Annotated in this window: 15 protein-coding genes; 9 read left to right on the plus strand and 6 right to left on the minus strand. The window is 62.1% G+C overall.

Features of this window, described 5'->3' with window-relative positions; all coding sequences use genetic code 11:
- Positions 1–73: 73 nt before the first annotated feature.
- The 7 genes from AAF358_11765 to AAF358_11795 all read left to right on the plus strand — a co-directional run bounded on the left by AAF358_11765 (position 74) and on the right by AAF358_11795 (position 10,932).
- Positions 74–1,369 carry an MFS transporter gene (locus tag AAF358_11765; protein ID MEM7706224.1) on the plus strand — a complete coding sequence of 432 codons (1,296 nt, stop codon included), beginning with the start codon at positions 74–76 and terminating at the stop codon, positions 1,367–1,369.
- Between the two features lies 1 nt (position 1,370).
- Positions 1,371–2,534 (plus strand): aromatic ring-hydroxylating dioxygenase subunit alpha, encoded by a 1,164-nt coding sequence (locus tag AAF358_11770; GenBank protein ID MEM7706225.1) that lies wholly within the window; start codon positions 1,371–1,373, stop codon positions 2,532–2,534.
- Between the two features lie 122 nt (positions 2,535–2,656).
- Positions 2,657–4,435, plus strand: coding sequence for an EAL domain-containing protein (locus AAF358_11775; GenBank protein ID MEM7706226.1), 1,779 nt, complete (start codon positions 2,657–2,659; stop codon positions 4,433–4,435).
- A gap of 127 nt (positions 4,436–4,562) precedes the next feature.
- The gene (locus AAF358_11780; GenBank protein ID MEM7706227.1) at positions 4,563–7,658 is read left to right on the plus strand and encodes an efflux RND transporter permease subunit; all 3,096 of its coding nucleotides are present in this window, start codon (positions 4,563–4,565) and stop codon (positions 7,656–7,658) included.
- Positions 7,655–8,752, plus strand: coding sequence for an efflux RND transporter periplasmic adaptor subunit (locus AAF358_11785; protein MEM7706228.1), 1,098 nt, complete (start codon positions 7,655–7,657; stop codon positions 8,750–8,752). The genes AAF358_11780 and AAF358_11785 overlap by 4 nt, the downstream gene beginning before the upstream one ends.
- Before the next feature lie 276 nt (positions 8,753–9,028).
- Positions 9,029–10,105: a histidine kinase gene (locus AAF358_11790; protein MEM7706229.1), complete on the plus strand. Its 1,077-nt coding sequence runs from the start codon at positions 9,029–9,031 to the stop codon at positions 10,103–10,105.
- A 2-nt stretch (positions 10,106–10,107) separates the two neighbouring features.
- A complete protein-coding gene (locus AAF358_11795) occupies positions 10,108–10,932 on the plus strand; it encodes a LytTR family DNA-binding domain-containing protein (protein ID MEM7706230.1) in 825 nt (274 codons plus the stop codon).
- 7 nt (positions 10,933–10,939) lie between these two features.
- Here AAF358_11795 and AAF358_11800 read toward each other — a convergent pair whose 3' ends face one another.
- Both AAF358_11800 and AAF358_11805 read right to left on the minus strand, forming a co-directional pair.
- Positions 10,940–12,124 (minus strand): ABC transporter permease, encoded by a 1,185-nt coding sequence (locus tag AAF358_11800; protein MEM7706231.1) that lies wholly within the window; start codon positions 12,122–12,124, stop codon positions 10,940–10,942.
- Positions 12,121–13,035 (minus strand): ATP-binding cassette domain-containing protein, encoded by a 915-nt coding sequence (locus tag AAF358_11805; GenBank protein MEM7706232.1) that lies wholly within the window; start codon positions 13,033–13,035, stop codon positions 12,121–12,123. Before AAF358_11805 ends, AAF358_11800 begins: the two co-directional genes overlap by 4 nt.
- Before the next feature lie 248 nt (positions 13,036–13,283).
- Between AAF358_11805 and AAF358_11810 the strand changes: the two genes are divergently transcribed.
- A complete protein-coding gene (locus AAF358_11810) occupies positions 13,284–14,465 on the plus strand; it encodes a vWA domain-containing protein (GenBank protein MEM7706233.1) in 1,182 nt (393 codons plus the stop codon).
- Positions 14,466–14,511: 46 nt separating this feature from the next.
- On the opposite strand, the gene AAF358_11815 is transcribed toward AAF358_11810, so the two are convergent.
- Both AAF358_11815 and AAF358_11820 read right to left on the minus strand, forming a co-directional pair.
- Positions 14,512–15,102: an OmpA family protein gene (locus AAF358_11815; protein ID MEM7706234.1), complete on the minus strand. Its 591-nt coding sequence runs from the start codon at positions 15,100–15,102 to the stop codon at positions 14,512–14,514.
- A gap of 94 nt (positions 15,103–15,196) precedes the next feature.
- Entirely contained in the window at positions 15,197–15,847 is a 651-nt protein-coding gene (locus AAF358_11820; protein MEM7706235.1) for a hypothetical protein, read from the minus strand.
- A gap of 461 nt (positions 15,848–16,308) precedes the next feature.
- On the opposite strand from AAF358_11820, the gene AAF358_11825 reads away from it, so the two are divergent.
- Positions 16,309–17,181 carry a methylated-DNA--[protein]-cysteine S-methyltransferase gene (locus AAF358_11825; protein MEM7706236.1) on the plus strand — a complete coding sequence of 291 codons (873 nt, stop codon included), beginning with the start codon at positions 16,309–16,311 and terminating at the stop codon, positions 17,179–17,181.
- On the opposite strand, the gene AAF358_11830 is transcribed toward AAF358_11825, so the two are convergent.
- Together AAF358_11830 and AAF358_11835 are read right to left on the minus strand one after the other, a co-directional pair.
- Positions 17,178–18,149: an alpha-L-glutamate ligase-like protein gene (locus tag AAF358_11830; GenBank protein ID MEM7706237.1), complete on the minus strand. Its 972-nt coding sequence runs from the start codon at positions 18,147–18,149 to the stop codon at positions 17,178–17,180. The genes AAF358_11825 and AAF358_11830 overlap by 4 nt on opposite strands.
- Before the next feature lie 4 nt (positions 18,150–18,153).
- On the minus strand, positions 18,154–19,707 hold the full coding sequence (locus AAF358_11835; protein MEM7706238.1) for an inactive transglutaminase family protein: 1,554 nt from the start codon (positions 19,705–19,707) through the stop codon (positions 18,154–18,156).
- Between the last annotated feature and the right edge of the window lie 2 nt (positions 19,708–19,709).

Genomic DNA, 19,709 nt, shown 5'->3' on the forward strand with positions numbered 1-19,709 from the left:
ACCGGTCGACGATAAAAATGCAGTAAAGTGACGTACGCAGTCCGCGCGCACCCACCCCTGAATCGGAATCTCATTGGCTACAGTTAATACCGAAAACGGTTTTGCAGGACACGCCGGCAAGGCACTCAGATGGTCCATGGGTCTCCTGTTTCTGGTGTCGTTTTTCAACTACATGGACCGCTACATGCTGGCGGTGCTGCTCCCGTCGATCAAAGAAGAGCTGTCGCTGAGTGATGCACAGCTCGGGATCATCTCCGGTTTTGCCTTCACGCTGTTTTACGCCACGCTTGGCGTTCCCATCGCGCGGCTGGCCGACCGCTTTTCGCGGCGCAACATTATCTCGATTGCGCTGGCCGTCTGGAGCGTGATGACCGCGATCTGCGGACTGGCGCAGAGCTTTATTCAGCTGGCGCTGGCTCGCGTGCTTGTCGGCGTTGGTGAGGCGGGCGCGACGCCGCCCTCCCATTCGCTGATCGCCGACTATTATCCGGTTGCCAAGCGAGGCAAGGGTATTGCCATCTACAGCCTGGGTGCGCCGGTCGGTATTCTCGTGGGCTTCATTGCCGGGAGCTGGCTGGCGGAGAACTACAGCTGGCGAATCGCCCTGTACGGCGTGGGTATTCCGGGACTGCTGCTGGCGTTTATGGTCTGGCGGTTTCTCTTTGAGGCTCCGCGGGGAGCGTCTGAGCAGGTTTCGAGCACAGAAAAGACGCAGATCAGCCTCAAAGAGGCGAGCGCGATTCTGCTTCGTTCCAAATCATTTGTGATGTTCTCGGTGGGTACCGGGCTATATACCGTGGTCTGGCTCGGCGCGGTGCAGTGGCTGCCCTCTTACTTCACGCGTTCGTTTGACATGAGCCTGACGCAGGTAGGATTCTGGCTGGCGCTGGTACTGGGTTTCTCGCAGATCTTTGGCATGCTTGCCAGCGGCTGGGTGACCGATTCGCTGGTGACCCGCAGCGTCCGTTTCTACGCGCTGATTCCGGCGATTGCCATCGGTATTTCCATTCCGATTTTCGCCGCCGTATTCATGACCAAAAATCCCTGGCTTGGCCTTGCGCTCCTTTTTCCGACCTTCATGATCAGTGTCATGCAGGGGCCCGCCACGTTCGCCGGGATCCAGGGGCTGGTACCGCCCTCCATGCGCGCCATGGCGGCGGCGGTACTGCTGCTGATCACCAACCTGATCGGCGGGGGCCTGGGCCCGCCGCTGGTGGGCCTGGTCAGCGACCGGCTCACCGAACAGTATGGTGACGAGGGTCTGAGGCTGTCGCTGCTGGTCATTGCCTGTGGCTTCAGTGCCCTTTCTGCCATCGTGTATTTTATCGGCAGCTTCTATGTCAAAAAGGAGTTTCGCTCCGCCACCTGATATGCATGGAGAGTCAGGTAATTCCAGCGACACGTTTCACCTGACGTCGACCCAGCGGGCCCAGCTGCGGGCGACCGGTGAGGCTTTCTCCAGTGCACGGACGCTTCCGTCCTGGGCGTTCACCGACGATTCCCTGTTTACGCTGGAGCTTCGTGACCTCCTCTCCCAGGGTTGGTTTTGTGTTGGTCATCAGAGCGACTTTGCGCCAGGGGAAGTGAGGCGCGTGGACCTTGGCGATCACTCGGTGCTGCTGAGCCGCGCCCGCGACGGAGCGCTGCGCGCCTTCCGGAACGTTTGTCGTCACCGCGGCACCCGCTTGCTAAGCGAGTCGAGTAGCTGTGGCCATCTGCTGGTGTGCCCCTACCACGGCTGGTCTTACGAGCTGGACGGCACGCTGCGGGCGGCGCCCGGGATGGAGGCGGTGAGTGGCTTTGATCGTAGCGACCACCCACTGACCGCCGTTGAGCTGGATTGCTGGAACGGGCTGGTGTTTATCAAGCTCGGCGGGACCGCGTTGAGCCTCGATGAGACATTCGGCGACTTCCCGGCGCTGGGCCCAGACATCGCCAGCCTCAGCATCGCAGGCCGGGAGCAGTACCAGGTCAGCGCCAACTGGAAACTGCTGGGCGACAACTTTAACGAGTGCTATCACTGCGCCGGCGTCCATCGCCGGCTGCATCAGCTGACCGGGCCGGCGTCGGGCACCAGTCGGCAGGCTCGCGGCGCAGCCTTTACGGGCGGGCCGATGATGCTGCGTCCCGGCCACAACACGATGTGCAGCAGCGGGAGTACGGCGCGTCCGCCGCTGGCCGGCTGGCCCCCTAACGATACTGGGCTGGTGCACTACTATCATCTGTTTCCCAACGCGTTTCTGAGCCTGGTCCCGGACTATGTGATGCTGCACCTGCTGTCGCCCCTCAGCGTCGATCGAGTGGCCGTTGAGACCCTGTGGCTGTTTCAGGCTGACGAGATGCAATCCGCGGGCTTCGACGCGTCCGAAGTCATCAGCTTCTGGGACGAGACCAATCGGCAGGACTGGGCGCTGTGTGAGACGGCACAGCTGGGACACCGGGACGGCAGTTTCGACGGCGGCTGTTACCACCCGGCGGAGAAATGTGTGCACGATTTTGATCGCTGGTACGCCGGCTGGCTGGCCTCGCGGTAGTCGCTCAATCTTGTTTCATGTTGTTTCGCTCTCGATGGCTTCGGGAAAATATTCGTTTTATCCTTAAGTTCTGACGTTCCTCGTCGATGTTTAGGGCTGGAATGAGATCGCCGGAAAACGACTTGTCACAGCCCAAGCCCACCTCGCGCCAACCCGTTGAGCCCGGAACGGTTCACGTGCTGCTGGTCGATGACAGCGAGGATGACTATCGACTGACCCGCGAGTGGCTGGCCGCTGTGCCGGGCACCCAGTATCGGATTCATTGGGCTCGAGAGTTCAACGAGGGCCTGACGGCCTATGCTACCGGCGCTCACGATGTCTGCCTGGTCAACGATCGCCTGGACGAAGCGGAGGGGCTTGACTGGATTACCCAGCGGGACCTGAGCGCGTGCGACATCCCGGTTCTCATGCTGGCTGATAGCGGCACTCGCGCGACCGATCTCAAGGCGATGCAAAGCGGCGTTTCGGACTATCTTGAAAAGGATCTGCTCAGCGGGCCCCTGCTCGAGCGCGCCATCCGCTACAGCCTGGAAAAGCACCGGCTGGTGAAGCGGCTCAACAGCCTGTCAAAAACCGACACGCTGACGGGCATAGCCAATCGTCTGAGTTTTCAGGAGATGCTGGCGGCGGGCATATCCAGCGCTGCCAGACACAACCGGAAGCTTGCGCTGCTGTACATCGACCTGGACAAATTCAAAGAGGTAAACGACTCGCTCGGCCACGGGTTTGGTGATCAGGTGCTGTATCAGGTTGCGCGGCGCCTCGCTGAAGTGATTCGCACCGAGGATCTGGTGGCGCGCCTGGGTGGTGACGAGTTTGCACTGCTGCTGAACGACATCGTGGACCCGATGTCGGCGTCCGCTGTGGCGGAGAAGGTCTTGCGGGCGCTGAGCGCGCCTTTCGAGTACCAGGGCAATCAGGTGACCGTGAGCGCGTCGCTGGGCATCGCCATCGGTGACGGCCGCATGTCGGCCAGCCGGACGTTCGAAGCCGCTGATATGGCCATGTATGAAGCCAAGAAGCGTGGGCGCAATCAGTACTGCTACTTCGACGGCAACATGCAGGCGGAGGCGGCCCGGCGCGCGCAGATCGAATCGGATCTGCGTCTGGCCATCAGCCGCGGTCAGCTGCGGCTCCATTACCAGCCGCAGGTGGACGCCGCCAACGGTACGGTGCAGGCCATCGAGGCGCTGGTGCGCTGGAACCATCCGGCTCTGGGCTTCCTGCCCCCGGCCGAATTTATTCCGCTGGCCGAATCGACCCAGATGATCTGCCGTATCGGGGACTGGGTGCTGGCCGAAGGCTGTCGACAGCTCGCCCAGTGGCAGAAGGTCAGACCCGGGCTGCGGCTGGCCGTGAACATCTCGCCTCGCCACCTGGAAAACAAATGGTTCCTGGATGGCGTCAAGCAGATTATCACCGACAGCGGCGTGGATCCGTCCAGCATCGAGCTCGAAATCACCGAGACCACCGTGATGGAAAATCCTGAGGAGGTGGTTCGCAAGCTCCAGGAGCTCAACCGGTTCGGCGTCCGGTTTGCCATCGACGATTTTGGGACCGGCTATTCGTCGCTGGCCAATCTGCGCCAGCTGCCGGTCAGGGTTCTCAAACTTGACCGATCATTTATCTGGGGAATCGGCGTCAACCCTGACGACGAGACGATTATCGTGGCCACGATTGGCATCGCGGCGAGCATGGGTCTGGAGCTCGTGGCTGAGGGCGTGGAAACCGAGCAGCAGGCCAAGTTCCTGCGCGACAACCACTGTGTCAATCACCAGGGGTATCTCTACTTCAAGCCGCTGGACGCGGGCCAGATTCAAAAAGGCCTGCTGGCGATCAGTCCTGCGGCCAACCAGGATCGGTGGCCAGCGCTCAAGGCCGGATCCAGCTTTACCTGCTGAGCTCACCACCCTCAGGGTCCACCGGTCTCAGGCCGCCGCAGCAGCTCAACCACTGGGCGCAATCGCCTGCCAATTCATTACCCGACACCTCAGGATAAGGCTCGACTTCGTATGCGAGGATGGTGCTGTGTCATTGATTCGATGGTCGAGCGCTAATCCAGCGGCGCTCGCGGCGGCTGGCGTGCTGGCCCTGCTGTTTGGCGCGCTGGCGGTCTGGTCTCTGCCCATCCAGATGCTGCCCAATCTGGAATACCCTCAGATCAACATCAACACGGGCTGGCGCTCGGCGGCGCCGCAGGAGGTGGAGGCCAGCATCATCCAGCCTCAGGAAACCGCCCTGCGCAACGTGCCTGGTGTGGTAGCGATGACCAGCAACGTGCGGGCCGGCAGTGGCAATATCCAGCTGCAGTTCGATCTGAACGTCGACCTGCAGCAGGCCATGGTCGACGTGCTCGGCGCGCTGAACAACGCCGACACGCTGCCCATCGACGCGCAGGAACCCTCGATTCAGGTGGGAGGCTGGACAAACCCGCTGGCGACGCTGCTGCTGCATCCGAAAGATCCTTCGCCCGGTATCGACGTCACGCGCTACCAAGATCTGGTGGACTCGGTTGTGGCACCGGCGCTGCGCAACATCGAGGGGATCGCACGAGTCGATCTGACCAGCGAGCGCGAGCCGATGCTGCTGGTCACGTTCGACCCCTACCGAACGGCCTCACAGGGTCTTGCGGTCGGCGAAATCGCCGACACCCTGAGTCGCGCGGTCAACAGCACCGGCGGCCTGGCGAGCGTCGGGCGCCGTCAGTACACGGTGCGGTTCCTGGGCAGTTTCGATCGTGACCAGTGGGGTGAGCTGGTGGTTGCCCGACGGGCCGGCAATCCGGTTTATCTGCGGGACATCGCCGAGGTAAGGGAGGTGTTATACCCCCGCACCGGGTTTATGTACCGCACGGGCTACCCCGCGTACTACGTCCGTCTGCAGGGCCGCTATGGCGCCAACTCGGTTGCTGTTCTCGATCGGATTAACGAGACGATCGATGAACTCAACGCGGGGCCACTGGCAGAGCGCGACTTAACGTTGGTGTTGAGCTTCGACGCGTCGGTTCATATCCGTCGGGCGCTGTCGCTGGTAAACACAAACCTGCTGCTCGGTGTGCTGCTCGCGCTCGGAGTGCTTTGGCTGTTTCTTCGCCATTTCGGCGCCACCGCGCTCATCGCACTGACCATACCCTTTTCGCTGGCGGCGGCGTTTATTGCGCTTAAGCTGCTGGGGCGCAGCATCAACGTGATCTCCCTGGCGGGACTTGCGTTCGCCGTGGGGCTCGTCCTGGACGCGGCCATCATCGTGCAGGAAAACATTGTCCGCCTCCGTCAGGGTGGCATGTCGCTGCCCGAGGCAAGCCGCCGGGGTCCGTCCCAGGTGGTCGGCGCGTTGTTTACCTCAACCGTTACTTCAGTGGCGATCTTTCTGCCGATCGTTTTTATGCAGGGCATCGAGGGTCAGCTGTTCACCGATCTTGCGGTGACGCTTTCGGTGGCGGTTGCGGCTTCGGCAGTGGCCGCCGTCACGCTGCTGCCGGCGGCCGGGCGACGGCTGCTGGCTGAGGACACGACCGAGGATCCCATGGCGAACGTCTGGGATCAGATCAGCCGACGGGTAATGAGCATGACCGCCACCCCGATCCGCCGCACCGTCTGGATTGCAGCGCTGATCATCACGCCGGTGGCCGGCACCTGGCTGCTGCTGCCACGGCTGGATTTTCTACCCCAGGCGGATTCTGACGGCGTCGAGGTGTCGTTTTCCATGCCTGAGGGAATTCCGCTCAGCACGATCGAAAACGAACTCGTTCAGGAAGTGATCGCGCGGCTACAGCCCCACGTTGACGGTGACGCAAGCCCGGGTATCCGCGGGTACAACCTCTATTCCTATGGTACGGATTCAACCGGCCTCTATATCTACCCGAACGATCCGCGAGAGGCCCCCGCGTTGATCGATCTGTTGCGCGACGAGGTCCTCACCGGCCTGCCGGGCGTTAAACCCTTTGTCTCTCGAGCGTCCTTGCTCAACGTCGGCGTATCCGGCGGGCGCAATATCAATGTCGATCTGCAGGGCCCAGAGCTGGCGCCCCTGATGGCGGCGGCCGGTAGCGGTTTATCGCTGATCGAAGGGACGCTGCCGGGCTGGTCCGTGAGGGCGATGCCCGGCGTGGTGCTCTCCAAGCCTGAGCTCCAGCTGTCGCCCGATGACCTGCGCATCAGCCAGGCGGGGCTGGACCGGAGCGACGTCGGCGATACGATCCGCGCCTTCACGGGCGGTCTTTATACCGGCCGTTACTTTGACGGCAATCAGGGGCTCGATGTCATCCTGTGGGGCGGCGGCTGGGAGACGCCGGAGGAGCTGGCCGCGCTCCCGATGTCCACCCCGACTTCCGGCGTGCAGGTGATGGGGGAGCTGGCCCCCCTGACCCGGCGAGTCGGACCAACCCGGCTCCGGCGGGTTGATGGACAAAGAACCGTCACGCTGCAGGTGCTGCCGCCGGAAACCATGACGCTCGAGGAGGCGCTCTCTATTCTGAAACGGGAACTGGAGCCGGTGCTGCGGGCGTCGCTGCCGGCCGATGCTGAACTCTATTTTCGGGGTACGGCGGACGACCTGAGTGCGGCGGTTGCCAAGATGGCAGGAAACTTTGTCGTCGCGCTGCTGATTTTGTCGCTGATCATGGCGGCTATGTTTCGTTCGATCAGAGACAGCCTGATGGTGCTGCTGATTATGCCGCTTGCCATGGCCGGCGGTATCGCCGGCTTACGCGTCCTCAACCTGTTTACGTACCAGGCGCTGGAGCTCCTGACGATGGTTGGCCTGATTATCGTGCTGGGTCTGGTGGTCAATAACGCCATTTTGCTGGTTCACCAGACTCGGGCGGGTCAACGAGGCGGTCAGCCGCTCGACGAGGCCGTGGCCCAAGCGGTGAGGATTCGTGCACGGCCGATTTTTATGAGCACGCTGACCTCGGTCTTCGGCATGCTGCCGCTGATGCTTATTCCCGGCGCTGGCAGTGAAATCTACCGCGGCCTGGCCACCGTAATTGTCGGGGGCATGTCGTTGAGCTCGGTATTTACGCTCATCCTCCTGCCCGCCATTTTGCGCGTCGGCGAAGCGAGCAAAACGGCTCGCCAACCCACCGTTGTTCTGTCCCAGACTGCCCTGAGGAGATTGTCATGACCCAAGCAACGATCGAAGCTCAACGCCGCCAGCCCGATCTGTGGCTTGTTCCAGGGCTGTTCGCCGCGGCGCTGACGCTGGGTGCAACCGAAAGTTTGGCCGTCGGTCAGCCGTCGGATGAGGCTCCGGTCCTGGTCACCAGCACCGAGGTGAGACATGAGGCGGTGCGACCGTCGGTGCCGAGTGCCGGAACGGTTTTCAATCGTTATGGGGGGCAGGTGACCGCGGGAATTGCCGGTCGGTTGACCTTCATCGCCCAGCCGGGTGATCGGGTCAAACGCAACGGCGTGCTGGCGCGCTTCGACTGCAGCGCCATGGAGCTACGCCGCGAGGAGCAGGCTTTGGCAGCCCAGCGTGAGCAGATCAACTTCAGTGCGTTCAGCCAGGAGCTCGCCAGACTCGAAAAGATGCCGGGACTGATTTCTGAGCTTCGCATCGATCAGGTTCGAGCCAGCCGCGATCTGGCGAAGAACGCTGAGGCCATGGCGATGGTGCGCGTGCAGCAAACCGATCAGGAGCTGACCCGCTGCGTCGCCCGTGCTCCGGTAAGCGGGGTGGTGACCATGAATGGATTTCAGATCGGCGAGGACGTTCCGGTGGGCGCTGTGCTGGCGGCGGTGACGGATACCGCCAATCTGGAGGTGCGGGCGGCGATGCCGGTGCGCTATCTGCCTCGGATGAGCGCCGGCGCGGCGGCGGAGGTTCGGCTCGACGGCAGCCTGCTGGCTGGGACCGTCCGCACCGTGGTTCCCGCGGCGGATCCGCTGTCGCAGACCTTCGAGGTCCGGATCGATCTGCCGCCGGAAGCCCCGGCACTGCTCGCTGCCGGGCAGCTGGTCAGCGTCAGGCTGGCGCTCGACGCCCAGGCCGCGCTGACCGTACCTCGCGATGCGGTGGTGCTGCGGGCAGACGGGGCTTACGTGATGCGTATTGATCCCTTCGAGAGAGTTGAAGAGATCGCTGTTGAGCTGGGGGACGCAGGTCAGCAGCGGGTGGTTGTGCGGGGTGCATTGGCAGCCGGAGATCGGCTGGCGCTGCGGGGCGCTGAGGCACTGCGGCAGGGTCAACAGGTCGAAGTGTTTACCGATTCGTGAAATGCTTGGCCTCGGGCTAGTGTCCTGTTTTGAAAGTTCGTTGTATTTCAGCGCGTGTCCACAAGGCCCTGGGGCAAGGCTCGCAACGCCGCGCCAGGCCTTGTGGGACGCGCCCGGAGGGAGCCCCCTTGGGCAACCATAACCGTGTTGCATCGCTTGCCAAGGGCTACGGCCATGGTTGGCGCAATGCGCCTTGTTCTTGGCGCCCAAGGGGGCTCCGAAACGCAACGAACTTTCCAAACAGGACACATGGGACCATTTTGGGACAATAAGAAAATGACATTGACTGAGCTGCTGTTCGACCGGCGGCGTTTTTTTTGGGTGCTGAATATCGGCGGGTGGGGCGGCTACGTGCTCGCTGCCTACCTCGGCGCGCTGGTGCACGAAAAACCGGATTCCTATCTGGCGGTGATCACGCTGACCGCCGCCATGGGCTTTGCGCTGACTATTCCAATCCGCTTTGTGTTCCATCGACTCTGGAATCGCCCTCCGGCGCAGATTGCGCTGGTCTGTCTCGTGCTGTGTTACGTGCTCGCGATGGGCTGGACCTCGCTGGAGAACCGTGCCTACTGGGCCTGGGTGAAAAACGGCTGGCAGCCGAGCGACTGGATGAACCAGTTTGGCGGCGTCATGGGGTCGTTCTATGTGCTGCTGTGCTGGAGCGGTCTGTACTTTGGCATTAAGTATTACCAGCAGTTGCAGCAGCAGACGCAGGCAACGCTGGCCGCCACGGCGGCGGCGCACCAGGCGCAGCTGAAGATGTTGCGATATCAGCTCAATCCGCATTTTCTCTTCAATACGCTTAACGCGATATCCACTCTGGTACTTGACAGGCAAAACGCTACTGCCAATCTGGCGGTAACGCGTTTGAGCGATTTTCTGCGCTACTCGCTGGACAACGATCCGATGAAGCGCGTGAACCTCGGCCAGGAGCTCGAGGCGCTCGACCTGTACCTGGAAATCGAGAAGGTTCGGTTCGGGGACCGGCTAGAGGTGAAGAAGGAGCTGGAGACCCGCGCGCTGCAGGCGCTTGTACCGAGTCTCATTCTGCAGCCGCTGATCGAAAATGCGATCAAGTATGCGGTCACGCCCGAAGAGGATGGCGGCACGATCTGGATCACCGCCCGCGCCCATGGGGAGCAGCTGATGATGACGGTTGCCGACAATGGACCGGGTCTTGGTAACGGTCACGCGCCGCCCAAAGCCTCCTGCGGTGTGGGTCTGTCGAACACCCGCGAGCGGCTGAAGCAGCTTTATGGCGACGAGCAGGCGCTCGCGTTGGCGCCCAACAGCCCACGCGGGCTGGTGGTGACGATCAACATACCTTTGGAATTTGCGAAGCAAGGAGCCTGACGATGATCCGGACTCTGATCGTGGACGACGAGGAGCTGGCCCGGCGCGGTCTGGAGCTTCGCCTCGCCGCCGAGAGCGACATTCAAATCTGCGGCCAGTGTGGCAACGGTCGTGAGGCGCTGATTGCGGTGCGTGAACAGCAGCCGGACCTGGTGTTCCTCGATATTCAGATGCCTGGGCTTGACGGGTTTGAGACGCTTCGGGCGATGGCGGGACGCCATATGCCTTTGGTGGTTTTTGTCACGGCTTTTGCCGACTACGCGGTCAAGGCTTTTGAGGCCAATGCGCTCGACTACCTGCTAAAGCCGATCGACGATCTGCGCCTGGCCCGCGCGCTCCGTCGCGTCCGGGCGACACTCGATCAGCAGCAGGCCCGCGACCACCGTAGCCGGCTGCTGAACCTGGTCTGTGACCTCAGCGGTGAGGCGCTGACCCTGGATGATGCGCTGAAACAAAGCGAGCCAAGCCAGCAGCCGGCGCACCTCAGCCCGGAGCGCCTGGCTATCCGGGAGGGCCGGGACGTGACCTACGTCGACATGAGCGACATCGTGTGTGTTGAGGCCGCGGGAGACTATCTCTGTATCCACGCCGCCGGCCAGACGCACGTGCTGCGTGGCACCATGAAAAAGATCGAAAAGGTCTTGCCCGACCAACAGTTCGCAAGGGTTCACCGCTCAACGATTGTTAACGTCGATCGGGTGCGATCACTCCGCGCCCACACCAACGGCGAGTACTTCATCCGGTTGGAAAACGATCATGAGGTGAAGATGAGCCGCAGCCACCGTGATGTCGCAGGTCGGCTGCAGCAGCAGGCGGCGGTGCCCTAACTTGGGCTCAGCTGAGCTTAACGGCTTTCCACAGTTCGCTGAAACTCGGCTCCCGGCCGTACATCAGGATCGACAGCTTCAGGATGCGCCGTGCCGCCAGCCGCATCGCAGCGATGCTGACCACCATCAGGGCAACACTCAGCAGGAGCTGCCAGAAGGGTACGTCGCTCAACACCAGACGGATGGGCATGAAGGCGGTGCTGGTGACCGGCACAATCGACAGTACGGCCCCCCCCAGAGAATCCGGTAAATCCAGCGCCAGCACCGGGAGCAGCATAAACAGGCCTGGCAGCAGCATGATGCTGGACCGGCTCGAGCTGTTTGGGTCATTGATGGTGGTCGCGACTGCCGCCATGAAGGCACTCCAGAAGGCGACCGCCAGAAAGCTGTAGGCAAAGGCCCAGGCGCAGTTCAGCCAGTTGATGTAACCCGCATCGATATCTTTGCCGGTCAATTTTAGGTAGACGCTGATGCCGACAACCCCCAGCAGCGCCATGGTTAGCATCGATTTGATGCACAGCGCGGTCAGGCCAATCAGCTTTCCGTCCAGCCACTGGCTCTCACCCACCGCGGACAGCAGCTGCTCTCCGAGCCGATTCTGCTTTTCTGCGGTAATCGAAACAAAAAAGTAGCTGAACGCGGTAAACACGCCGATCATCGGCAGCGCGATAGCGGCGATGCCCAGCAGCTTTTGCAGCTTGCCACCAGGAGGCCTGGCGTCGGGATGGTAGCTGAGAACGGTTTCCGACGGTGCCAGCAGCCGCCCCAGCTCCGCCTCATCAGCCGGTGACTCCGCCAGCCGCCCGGGCAGCGCCTGACCCGCCGCCGCGGCCTCAAATTCTGCTAGCCAGCCGGGCTCGCGCATCACCATAAGCTCCGTTTCCTGGCGCTGCGGATTCCAGCGGGCCAGCCCGTGGATCTCACCCGCCGCCAGGGCATCCACGCGTTCCTCGTAGCTCTTGTCGGCGAACGTCTCCACCGCTAGCGAGAGCTGGCCAAAGGCCTCGGGTGACGGCAGGTTATCGCTGATTTCGAGTACCTGACGATCGGTGCTTCGGACCCATTCCATCAGCGGCTTGACCTGAAAGCCTGCGCTGAAAAGCAGCGCCGTAATCAGCAGGCCGATGAGCTCTGACTTCCATTTGAAGAACCGAAAGAACTCCCAGCGGGCGATGGTCATGCGGCTGCTCAAGTTGTGGACTCCTTCAGCTGATCCAGATAGATGTCGTGCAGACTGGGCTCGCGGGTCGTCATAGCGGTGATGGTGCCGAGCGACGTGAGCCATCGCAAAGCGTCATTGATCGTTTGGCTGTCAGTCACCGTCAATTCGATCGTGTTGCCCTCCAGGCGGCAGCTGGACGGCGCTTGCTTGAGCTGCTCGGCTTCGGGTGGGGAGTCGAATTCGACCTCCACGGTCTGCGCATTGCCGCGGCCGGCGTGCTCGCGGATTTCGCTGAGGCTGCCTTCGGCGACCAGCTGACCGCGCGACAACAGCAGAATGCGGTCGGCTAGCCGCTGCACCAGATCCATTTGATGAGCGCTGAAAAGAATGGCCGTACCGGCCTTCCGGAGCTCCTCGAGAAACTCCAGCATCCGTTCCTGATTGATGGGGTCAAAGCCCGAGAATGGCTCGTCGATAATGGCGAGCCGAGGCCGGTGAATCACGGCGGATATGAACTGGACTTTCTGCTGGTTGCCTTTGGAGAGGGTTTTCACCTCGTCAGCGCGGCGGTCCCACAGATCAAAACGCTCCAGCCAATGCTGGGCGGACTCCAACGCCTCAGACTTGCTGCGGCCTCGCAGGCGGGCAAAGTAGACCAGGCCGTCGATCACCCGCCGATCGATGTACAGCCCTCTTTCTTCCGGCAGGTAGCCGATTTCCGCGGGCGGTAGACCGTCGTGAGACCGGCCGCCGCCGTCGACGTACTCAATGCTGCCCGAATCTCGGGCGGCCAATCCGATGAGCATTCGCAGCGTCGTGGTTTTGCCGGCCCCGTTCGGGCCCAGCAGCGCCACAATCTCGCCGCTGTGGACGGCCAGCGACAGATCGCTGACTGCCCGAAGGTTGCCAAACGACTTATTGAGTGAGGTTGCGGTCAGCAAGGTTTGTGCTCCGAAAATGCTTGCTGGAAATTAATGCATATGCCGAGAAAAAAGAACCCAACCAACGATCTACGGGCTTCAGGCCAGCGGTTTGGATTGCTGTATCCCGGTGATTCCTGGTATCGCTTGCAGGCTTGCCGGCAGGTAAACAGCAGGTAAACGGCAGGCGGCAGGATTTACGGTCTCATGTCTGAACTTCGGTCGGCGAAGGCAACACACTGGGGTCACTGAAACCGTGGAGTACTTCGATGAAAAAACGTTTCTGCCTTTCGGCCCGAGCGGCCAACCGATTCCCCCGTGCTCTCCGGGGGTTTTTGCTTGCGGCCTGGCTGCTGGTCGGGACCGCCGCGCAGGCAACGTCTGCCGCTGCGCCCGAGACACATCCGACGACTAGATCCGTCGATCTGGTGATTGCTCTCGATGTCAGCGGTTCCATGAGCGGGCTGCTCAATTCAGCCCGCCAGCGGCTGTGGGATATCGTGAATGACCTCGGCAGTGCCTCGCCGCAGCCAGATCTGCGGGTGGCGGTCATCAGCTTCGGCAGCCCGAGCTACTCGGCGGAGGAGGGCTACGTCAGGCTCGATCAGCCTTTTACCCGCGATCTTGATCGGGTCAACCAGACGCTGTTTGCCTTTCAGACCAACGGAGGAGACGAATACGTCGCGCGGGCGATCGACACGGCGGTCAAGCGCCTCGACTGGAGTCATGACGCAGACGCCCTGCGGATGCTGTTCGTGGCCGGCAACGAGGGGGCGGAACAAGATCCGCTGATCAGCGTGGAGAGCGCCGTCAGGACGGCCCTGGATCGCGACATTGTGGTCAACACCATTTACTGCGGCGGACCGCTGGACAGTGATGCCCGCGGCTGGGCCGACGTGGCAACCCTCAGCGAGGGCGTCTTCGCCAGCATCGATCAAAGCGCGGCTGCGGTAGCCAATGTGGCAACGCCGGTCGACGATACGCTGCTGTCGCTCAACGAGCAGCTCAACGATACCTACGTCGCTTTTGGGGCGGGCGGTGAGGAGGGGCGCAAGAACCAGCAGGCGCAGGACGCCAATGCGTACGGCATGAGCGCGCCCGCGGCAGCCAGCCGCGTGGCGGCAAAGGCCGGTTCCTTCTACCGCGCGGAAAACTGGGATCTGGTGGACGCGGTCGCTGGCGGCACCTCGCTGGAAGAGGTTGCAGAGGCTGAGTTGCCCGAGCCCATGCGAGAGATGAATCTGGAGCAGCGTGCTGATTACCTGAAAGAAAAGCAGGACAAACGTTTGCAGCTAAAGCAGGAAATCGCGGACCTCAATCGGGAGCGCCAGCAGTTCATCGCGGAGGAAAAAGCCAAGCGTGACGATGCGGAAGGCCTGGACGATGCGATCAGATCTGGGCTGCGCGCAGCCGCTGAGAAAAAAGGATTTGCGTTCGAGGAAGAGGGTTAAGCTTCAGCGGACCGGGCGAATGCCCGGTCCGCGAAGGTTGTGGTTTTCAGCCGGGAACGTGGTCGATAACTAGCGCAACGCGGCGGTTGGCTGAGCCTGAGTCGCCCCACTCACCGGGTGCAATCTGACGGTTTGCGTCTTCACCATAGCTGACGGCGCGGACCCGGCTCGAGTTCAGGCCGCCTTCGGTGACCAGAAACTGGCGCGCAGCCTTGGCTCGCTCCATACCCAGCCACTGGTTGTACTCGGCAGAACCGGCGGAGTCGGTAAACCCTTCGACCGTCACCATCACGTCCGGATGATGGACTCGGATCACCTCAGCAAATGCACCCAACGCTTCCTTATCCTGATCACGCAGAGTGGCATCGTCGTAGGCAAAGTTGGCCGTCATGTCGACTCGAAGTCGGCCCGACAGCTGTTGAATTCGGGCGTTGTAGTCTTCGAAACGGGCGGAAAGGTCTTCGGTGAGCTCGCCGAAGCGCGTGCTGAGAACCGCCAGCTCCTCCTGATTAGCCCGGTCAGCGGCCCGAAGATCGGCTACCGCAGCGTCGAATTCGTCCCGCTTAACGTACTGGCTGCAGGCGCCGAGCAGGAGGGAAAGCAGAACAACAGAAAATGTTTGACCCGTGGATTTCATGTGGAATTACTCCTAAAGAGTGCCCTTATGGAGGAGCCGCGATGCTACCACGGATCGGCAGAACCGTCTTTTGACCGAGTTCACGCCATGGGGCTTAGGGCTCGTCTTCCAGGACCTTCAGCTCACCGATGGTGACCTCACCCATCTGCTGCCGAAAGGCGAGGATGTAGCTACCTTCCAGCAGCTCGAAATACTTCGGGCCGGCGACCTGCCACGTATAGCCGGTGGCGTCCGCGACCTGGATCTGTACCGCGGCGGTGCGCCCGGTGCGCGAACCGGTGACCTTGCGCCGCTCCTTGCGGATCCACGTTTCCCGCCGCTCCACCGCGGCAGCGTTGCCAAACTCCGGCGCCAGTTTCTCCGTCCACTGCTGAGCCTTGCGCACCTCCTCAGGCTTCAGCTGCTCCCGCACCTGCTTGTTGGCTTCGATGGCTTCAGGGTTTCCATGGCTGGCAGCCAGCTCGAGCCAGGCCGAGCCGTGGGCCCAATCCATCTCGACGCCCAAACCGCGGACATACATCATGCCCAGGGTGAACTGCGCGTCCTTATTGCCGTAACGGGCAGCCTGCTGAAAGTTTTTGACGGCGTCTTCCGGGAAACCTTTTTTCAGCGCGTGGGCTCCCCGACCCAGGCTTTTGCGGTCCGGCGTGTCAAAAACCGGCGGTCCGGCTGCTAGTCCGGTGCCAATTACTCCTGCCAAAAGCAAAGAAAACAATGACTTAACGAACTTAGGCGGATGATCCATCGCGCGCTCCCGTAACCTTCCCCGGAACATATTCCCGGTGCCGAGGGAGTGCAAGCGCCGAAAGTCATCACCGTTTGTGTCAACAAACGTCAACTCAGGGGTGATCGCCGGGCTTGCGTGAGCTGCGTCACGTTTCTCCGGGGGCAATTGGAGGAACCTGCATTCGTCGGCGCACTAGCGCCACACGGCCGAACGGATTCGCCGCGACAACAGGGAAGTTTTTTTCACCTGCACTGCGCGACTTTCGCGTTTTGCCGCTGAAACGCCGGGATTGCCTCCCCCGCGTTTCTTTATCTTAAGGCCTGCGCGGTCGGGGGCACCCCTCTCCGACGCGCAGGCCCTTTTTTTTTGCCCCCGCAGAAGTCACTTCCTCACAGCGCAAGAAGCGAGATGATCGCCACCGTCGCAGCCTCTACGATAGTCCTCATTGTGTTGCGGCCCAGCCGGTGGAGAATACTCGGGTGTCAAAACCAAGTTCCGACCAAAAACCGCTGACCGATCGTCAGCAAAAGGCGATTGCCACCGTCTGCCGGCTGATCGAATCCGCGACCACCATGCCGGCTCTCGACGAGATGGCTGCGGCAGCGCATCTCAGTCCGTTCCACTTTCATCGGCTGTTCAAGCGAGCGCTCGGCATTTCCCCCAAAGCGTACTGGGAGGCTCAGCGCCAGCAGCGGCTACGCACGGGCTTAACCGAGTCACAAACCGTCACCGAAGCTGCGCTCGAGGCGGGCTACAACTCGGGTGCGCGTTTCTATGCCACCGCCGCCAAAACGTTGGGCATGAAGCCGACAGACTATCGCGCCGGCGGGAGCGGCCACGTCGTCTATTTTGCGCTCGGCCAGTGTTCTCTCGGCTGCCTGCTCGTGGCCGCTACGGATCGGGGCGTCTGTGCCATTGCGCTGGGTGACGAACCAGAAGTGATGCTCGCGGATCTTGAGCGCCGCTTTCCCCGGGCCGATCTGCGGGGCGGAGACGCAGGCTTCGACGCGCTGGTGGCGCAGGTTGCCGGGCTGATCGAGCAGGGTGACGGCAGCTCGGAGCTGCCGCTGGATATCCGGGGCACGGCATTTCAGCAGCGGGTATGGCAGGCGCTGACGGAAATCCCGCGCGGCGAGACCCGGAGCTACCGACAGATCAGCGAAGCAATCGGCCAGCCTCGTGCGTCGCGCGCGGTGGCCGCCGCCTGCGGCGCTAATCCGCTGGCGGTCGCCATCCCCTGCCATCGGGTGGTCCGATCAGACGGTGGTCTGTCGGGCTATCGCTGGGGGGTTGAGCGAAAGGCGGAGCTTCTGCGACGGGAGAGCGCTGGAGCGGGCACTGACACTGCCTAAATGAGCGCCGCAAACATCGACTGCGCTCGCCGGGCGCGGTCGCCCGGTGACTCGAGCAGTGCCGCTGGCGGGAGCTTATCTACCGCCGCGACCCGCGGCGCAAGTCCGCTGCCGTTGGCGATCTGGATCGCGAGCCCGGGGCGGGCATTCAGCTCCAGCAGCAGCGGACCGCGGTTGACGTCCAGCACCACATCGCAGCCCAGGTAGCCAAGCCCCGTTGCGTCAGCGCAGCGGGCCGACAGCTCCAGCATGTCATGCCAGTTGGGGATCTCGATCGACCTCAGATCGGCACCCGAGTCTGGGTGTGTTGCCACGAGATCGTTGAACTGAACCGCATTCACCGATCGACCGCTCTGGATACACAGTCCCACCCCTACGGCACCTTGATGCAGATTGGCTTTGCCGTCGGATGCCCGGGTGGAAAGCCTCATCATCGCCATGATGGGAATGCCGCGGTACACAATAATCCGGATGTCGGGCACACCCTCCACCGAGAGATCGTCATAGATCGGGTCGGGTTCGATCAGCTCTTCGATCACGGCGGTATCCGGGCTGCCGCCCAGGCTGAACAGGCCTGACAAGACATTGCTCACATGGTGAGAGATGTCGCGCAGGCGAAGGCTCATGCCGCTGCTCTTGATGAATTCTCCGGGTTTGCGGCCGGTGATAACCAGAATTCCCTTGCCGCCGCTGCCCTTGGCCGGTTTTACGCAAAAGCCGCTCCGTCGCGCGAGCAGCCTGGGCAGCTCGCGGATATCGCGCTGTGTGTCGACGGCGTGAATCAGGCCAGGCACGGGGATCCCGTACTGTTCGGCCAGCTGCTTGGTTTTGAGCTTATTGTCGACCAGCGGATAGAGGCGTCGCGGATTCAGCCGAGCGATCAGGTCGATGTTGCGTCCGTTCATGCCAACGATGCCCAGCTCGCGAAGGCGCGCCGGTCTTGCCAGAACACGGCTCAGAATACCCATCAGCTCAACCCGTGCCGGGCTTCGGGTTGATCATGGCGCGGAAGCGGCGCAGCTCCAGCAGCCGATAGCCGCTGTAGTTGCCCAGCAGAATAATCAACGCCAGCACCACCAGCTGAAGGCCAATAAAGTTGAAGCTCAGGTGGCGGATCCAGGGGTTGGTCATGGCCAGATACGCGGCAATGGCGGTCAGCAGGCTACCCGAACCCTGAACCGCCACTTCTTTCCAACCCTCTTCCTCCCACAGGATCGACATCCGCTCGACGGTCCAGGAGAGAATAATCATCGGAAAAAAGGTGATCTTGAGCCCCTCGGTGAGCCCCACCTCGTAGCTGAAGACGCTGAAGAGCGCGATGATCGCAATCACGGTGATTATCACCGCGGAGATTCGGGCCACCAGCAGCAGGTTCAGGTGGGACATATAAGACCGGATCATCAGGCCGACAGACACCACCAATAGAAAACCGATGAGGCCGGTGAGCAGGCTGGTTTCGATGAAGGCCAGCGCAATCAGCACGGGCATAAACGTCCCGGAGGTTCGCAGCCCAACGAGAATCCTCAGCAGGCAAACGACCAGCGCACCGACGGGCAGCAGCAGGATGGTTTTGAACATCGCTTGTTCTTCGATCGGGAGGTCGTGGATCGAAAACCCTAGCCAGTCGTTGGCCGTGCCCAGCGCGCGGGCAACCTGCCCGTAGTCGGTCCGCTCGGACCGGATCATGGAGAAATACAGCTCTGAGCTGCTGCCCCCCTCAACCTCCAGCGTGTAGCCACGAGTGGGTTGCCACAGCAGCAGCGGCCGACGCGCCTCCTCCGATGTCGAGTCCAGCCGAAACACCTGGCTCTGGTCTTCGGACCAGACCCTCAGCAGCGGACGCAGGCGCTGGCGCCGCCGGCCGTCTTCCAGCATCAATCCGTAAACCGTGGCCGCGGGGATGTCGCGGCTTTGGAGCATATCGGCCAGCAGCTCAGTCAGGTTGTCTTCGCCGACGCCGTTGATCAACAGCTGGACGTCCTGCGCTGGTTCTGCGGCCCGGAAGAGTCCGGTCAGCTGCCGGGCCATCGTAAACGGGTCGGAGGACTGCTGGTACGCCTGATCGAGAATCGCGTTGACAGCCGTGGCGTAGGGCTCCTCCCAGGATGGCGTCCGCAATGCTGGCGGCGGCGCTGCTTCGCCGTTGCCCCCAGCGCTGCGCTGCAGCACCTCCGCGCGGTAATAAAGCCGCTGAAGTCCGTTCGCTTCGCGCGTAGTCCACTGAGCTGCCGGCAGGTCATCATCGTCCAGGAACGCCAGGCCGTAGCCCGGGGAGGCGCCGCTTTCGCTCAGCACGGAAAAGCCCGGTTGATCGGTAGGGCGTCGAAGGGTGACCTTCGCTGGTCTGCCGCTGCCGACAAATTCGACGCTTGCCTCGATCGACCAGATAAGCTTCTCTTCCCCCGGTAGCCAAGGGACATCGGCCGTCAGGTGCCGGTGGACCGACATGCTGATTCCCACCAGCATCAGCACGCCGACAATCCCGATCAGGGAAATGCGTCGCCGCGTTCGGGAAGCAACCCGCATGA

Source organism: Pseudomonadota bacterium, from assembly GCA_039033415.1.
Classification (GTDB): domain Bacteria; phylum Pseudomonadota; class Gammaproteobacteria; order Xanthomonadales; family SZUA-38; genus JANQOZ01.

Coding starts and splice junctions, on each gene's coding strand:
- AAF358_11770 (MEM7706225.1), top strand. CDS start 1,371: ATGCATGGAGAGTCAGGTAATTCCAGCGACACGTTTCACCTGACGTCG.
- AAF358_11785 (MEM7706228.1), top strand. CDS start 7,655: ATGACCCAAGCAACGATCGAAGCTCAACGCCGCCAGCCCGATCTGTGG.
- AAF358_11790 (MEM7706229.1), top strand. CDS start 9,029: ATGACATTGACTGAGCTGCTGTTCGACCGGCGGCGTTTTTTTTGGGTG.
- AAF358_11795 (MEM7706230.1), top strand. CDS start 10,108: ATGATCCGGACTCTGATCGTGGACGACGAGGAGCTGGCCCGGCGCGGT.
- AAF358_11810 (MEM7706233.1), top strand. CDS start 13,284: ATGAAAAAACGTTTCTGCCTTTCGGCCCGAGCGGCCAACCGATTCCCC.
- AAF358_11815 (MEM7706234.1), bottom strand. CDS start 15,102: ATGAAATCCACGGGTCAAACATTTTCTGTTGTTCTGCTTTCCCTCCTG.
- AAF358_11820 (MEM7706235.1), bottom strand. CDS start 15,847: ATGGATCATCCGCCTAAGTTCGTTAAGTCATTGTTTTCTTTGCTTTTG.
- AAF358_11830 (MEM7706237.1), bottom strand. CDS start 18,149: ATGGGTATTCTGAGCCGTGTTCTGGCAAGACCGGCGCGCCTTCGCGAG.
- AAF358_11835 (MEM7706238.1), bottom strand. CDS start 19,707: ATGCGGGTTGCTTCCCGAACGCGGCGACGCATTTCCCTGATCGGGATT.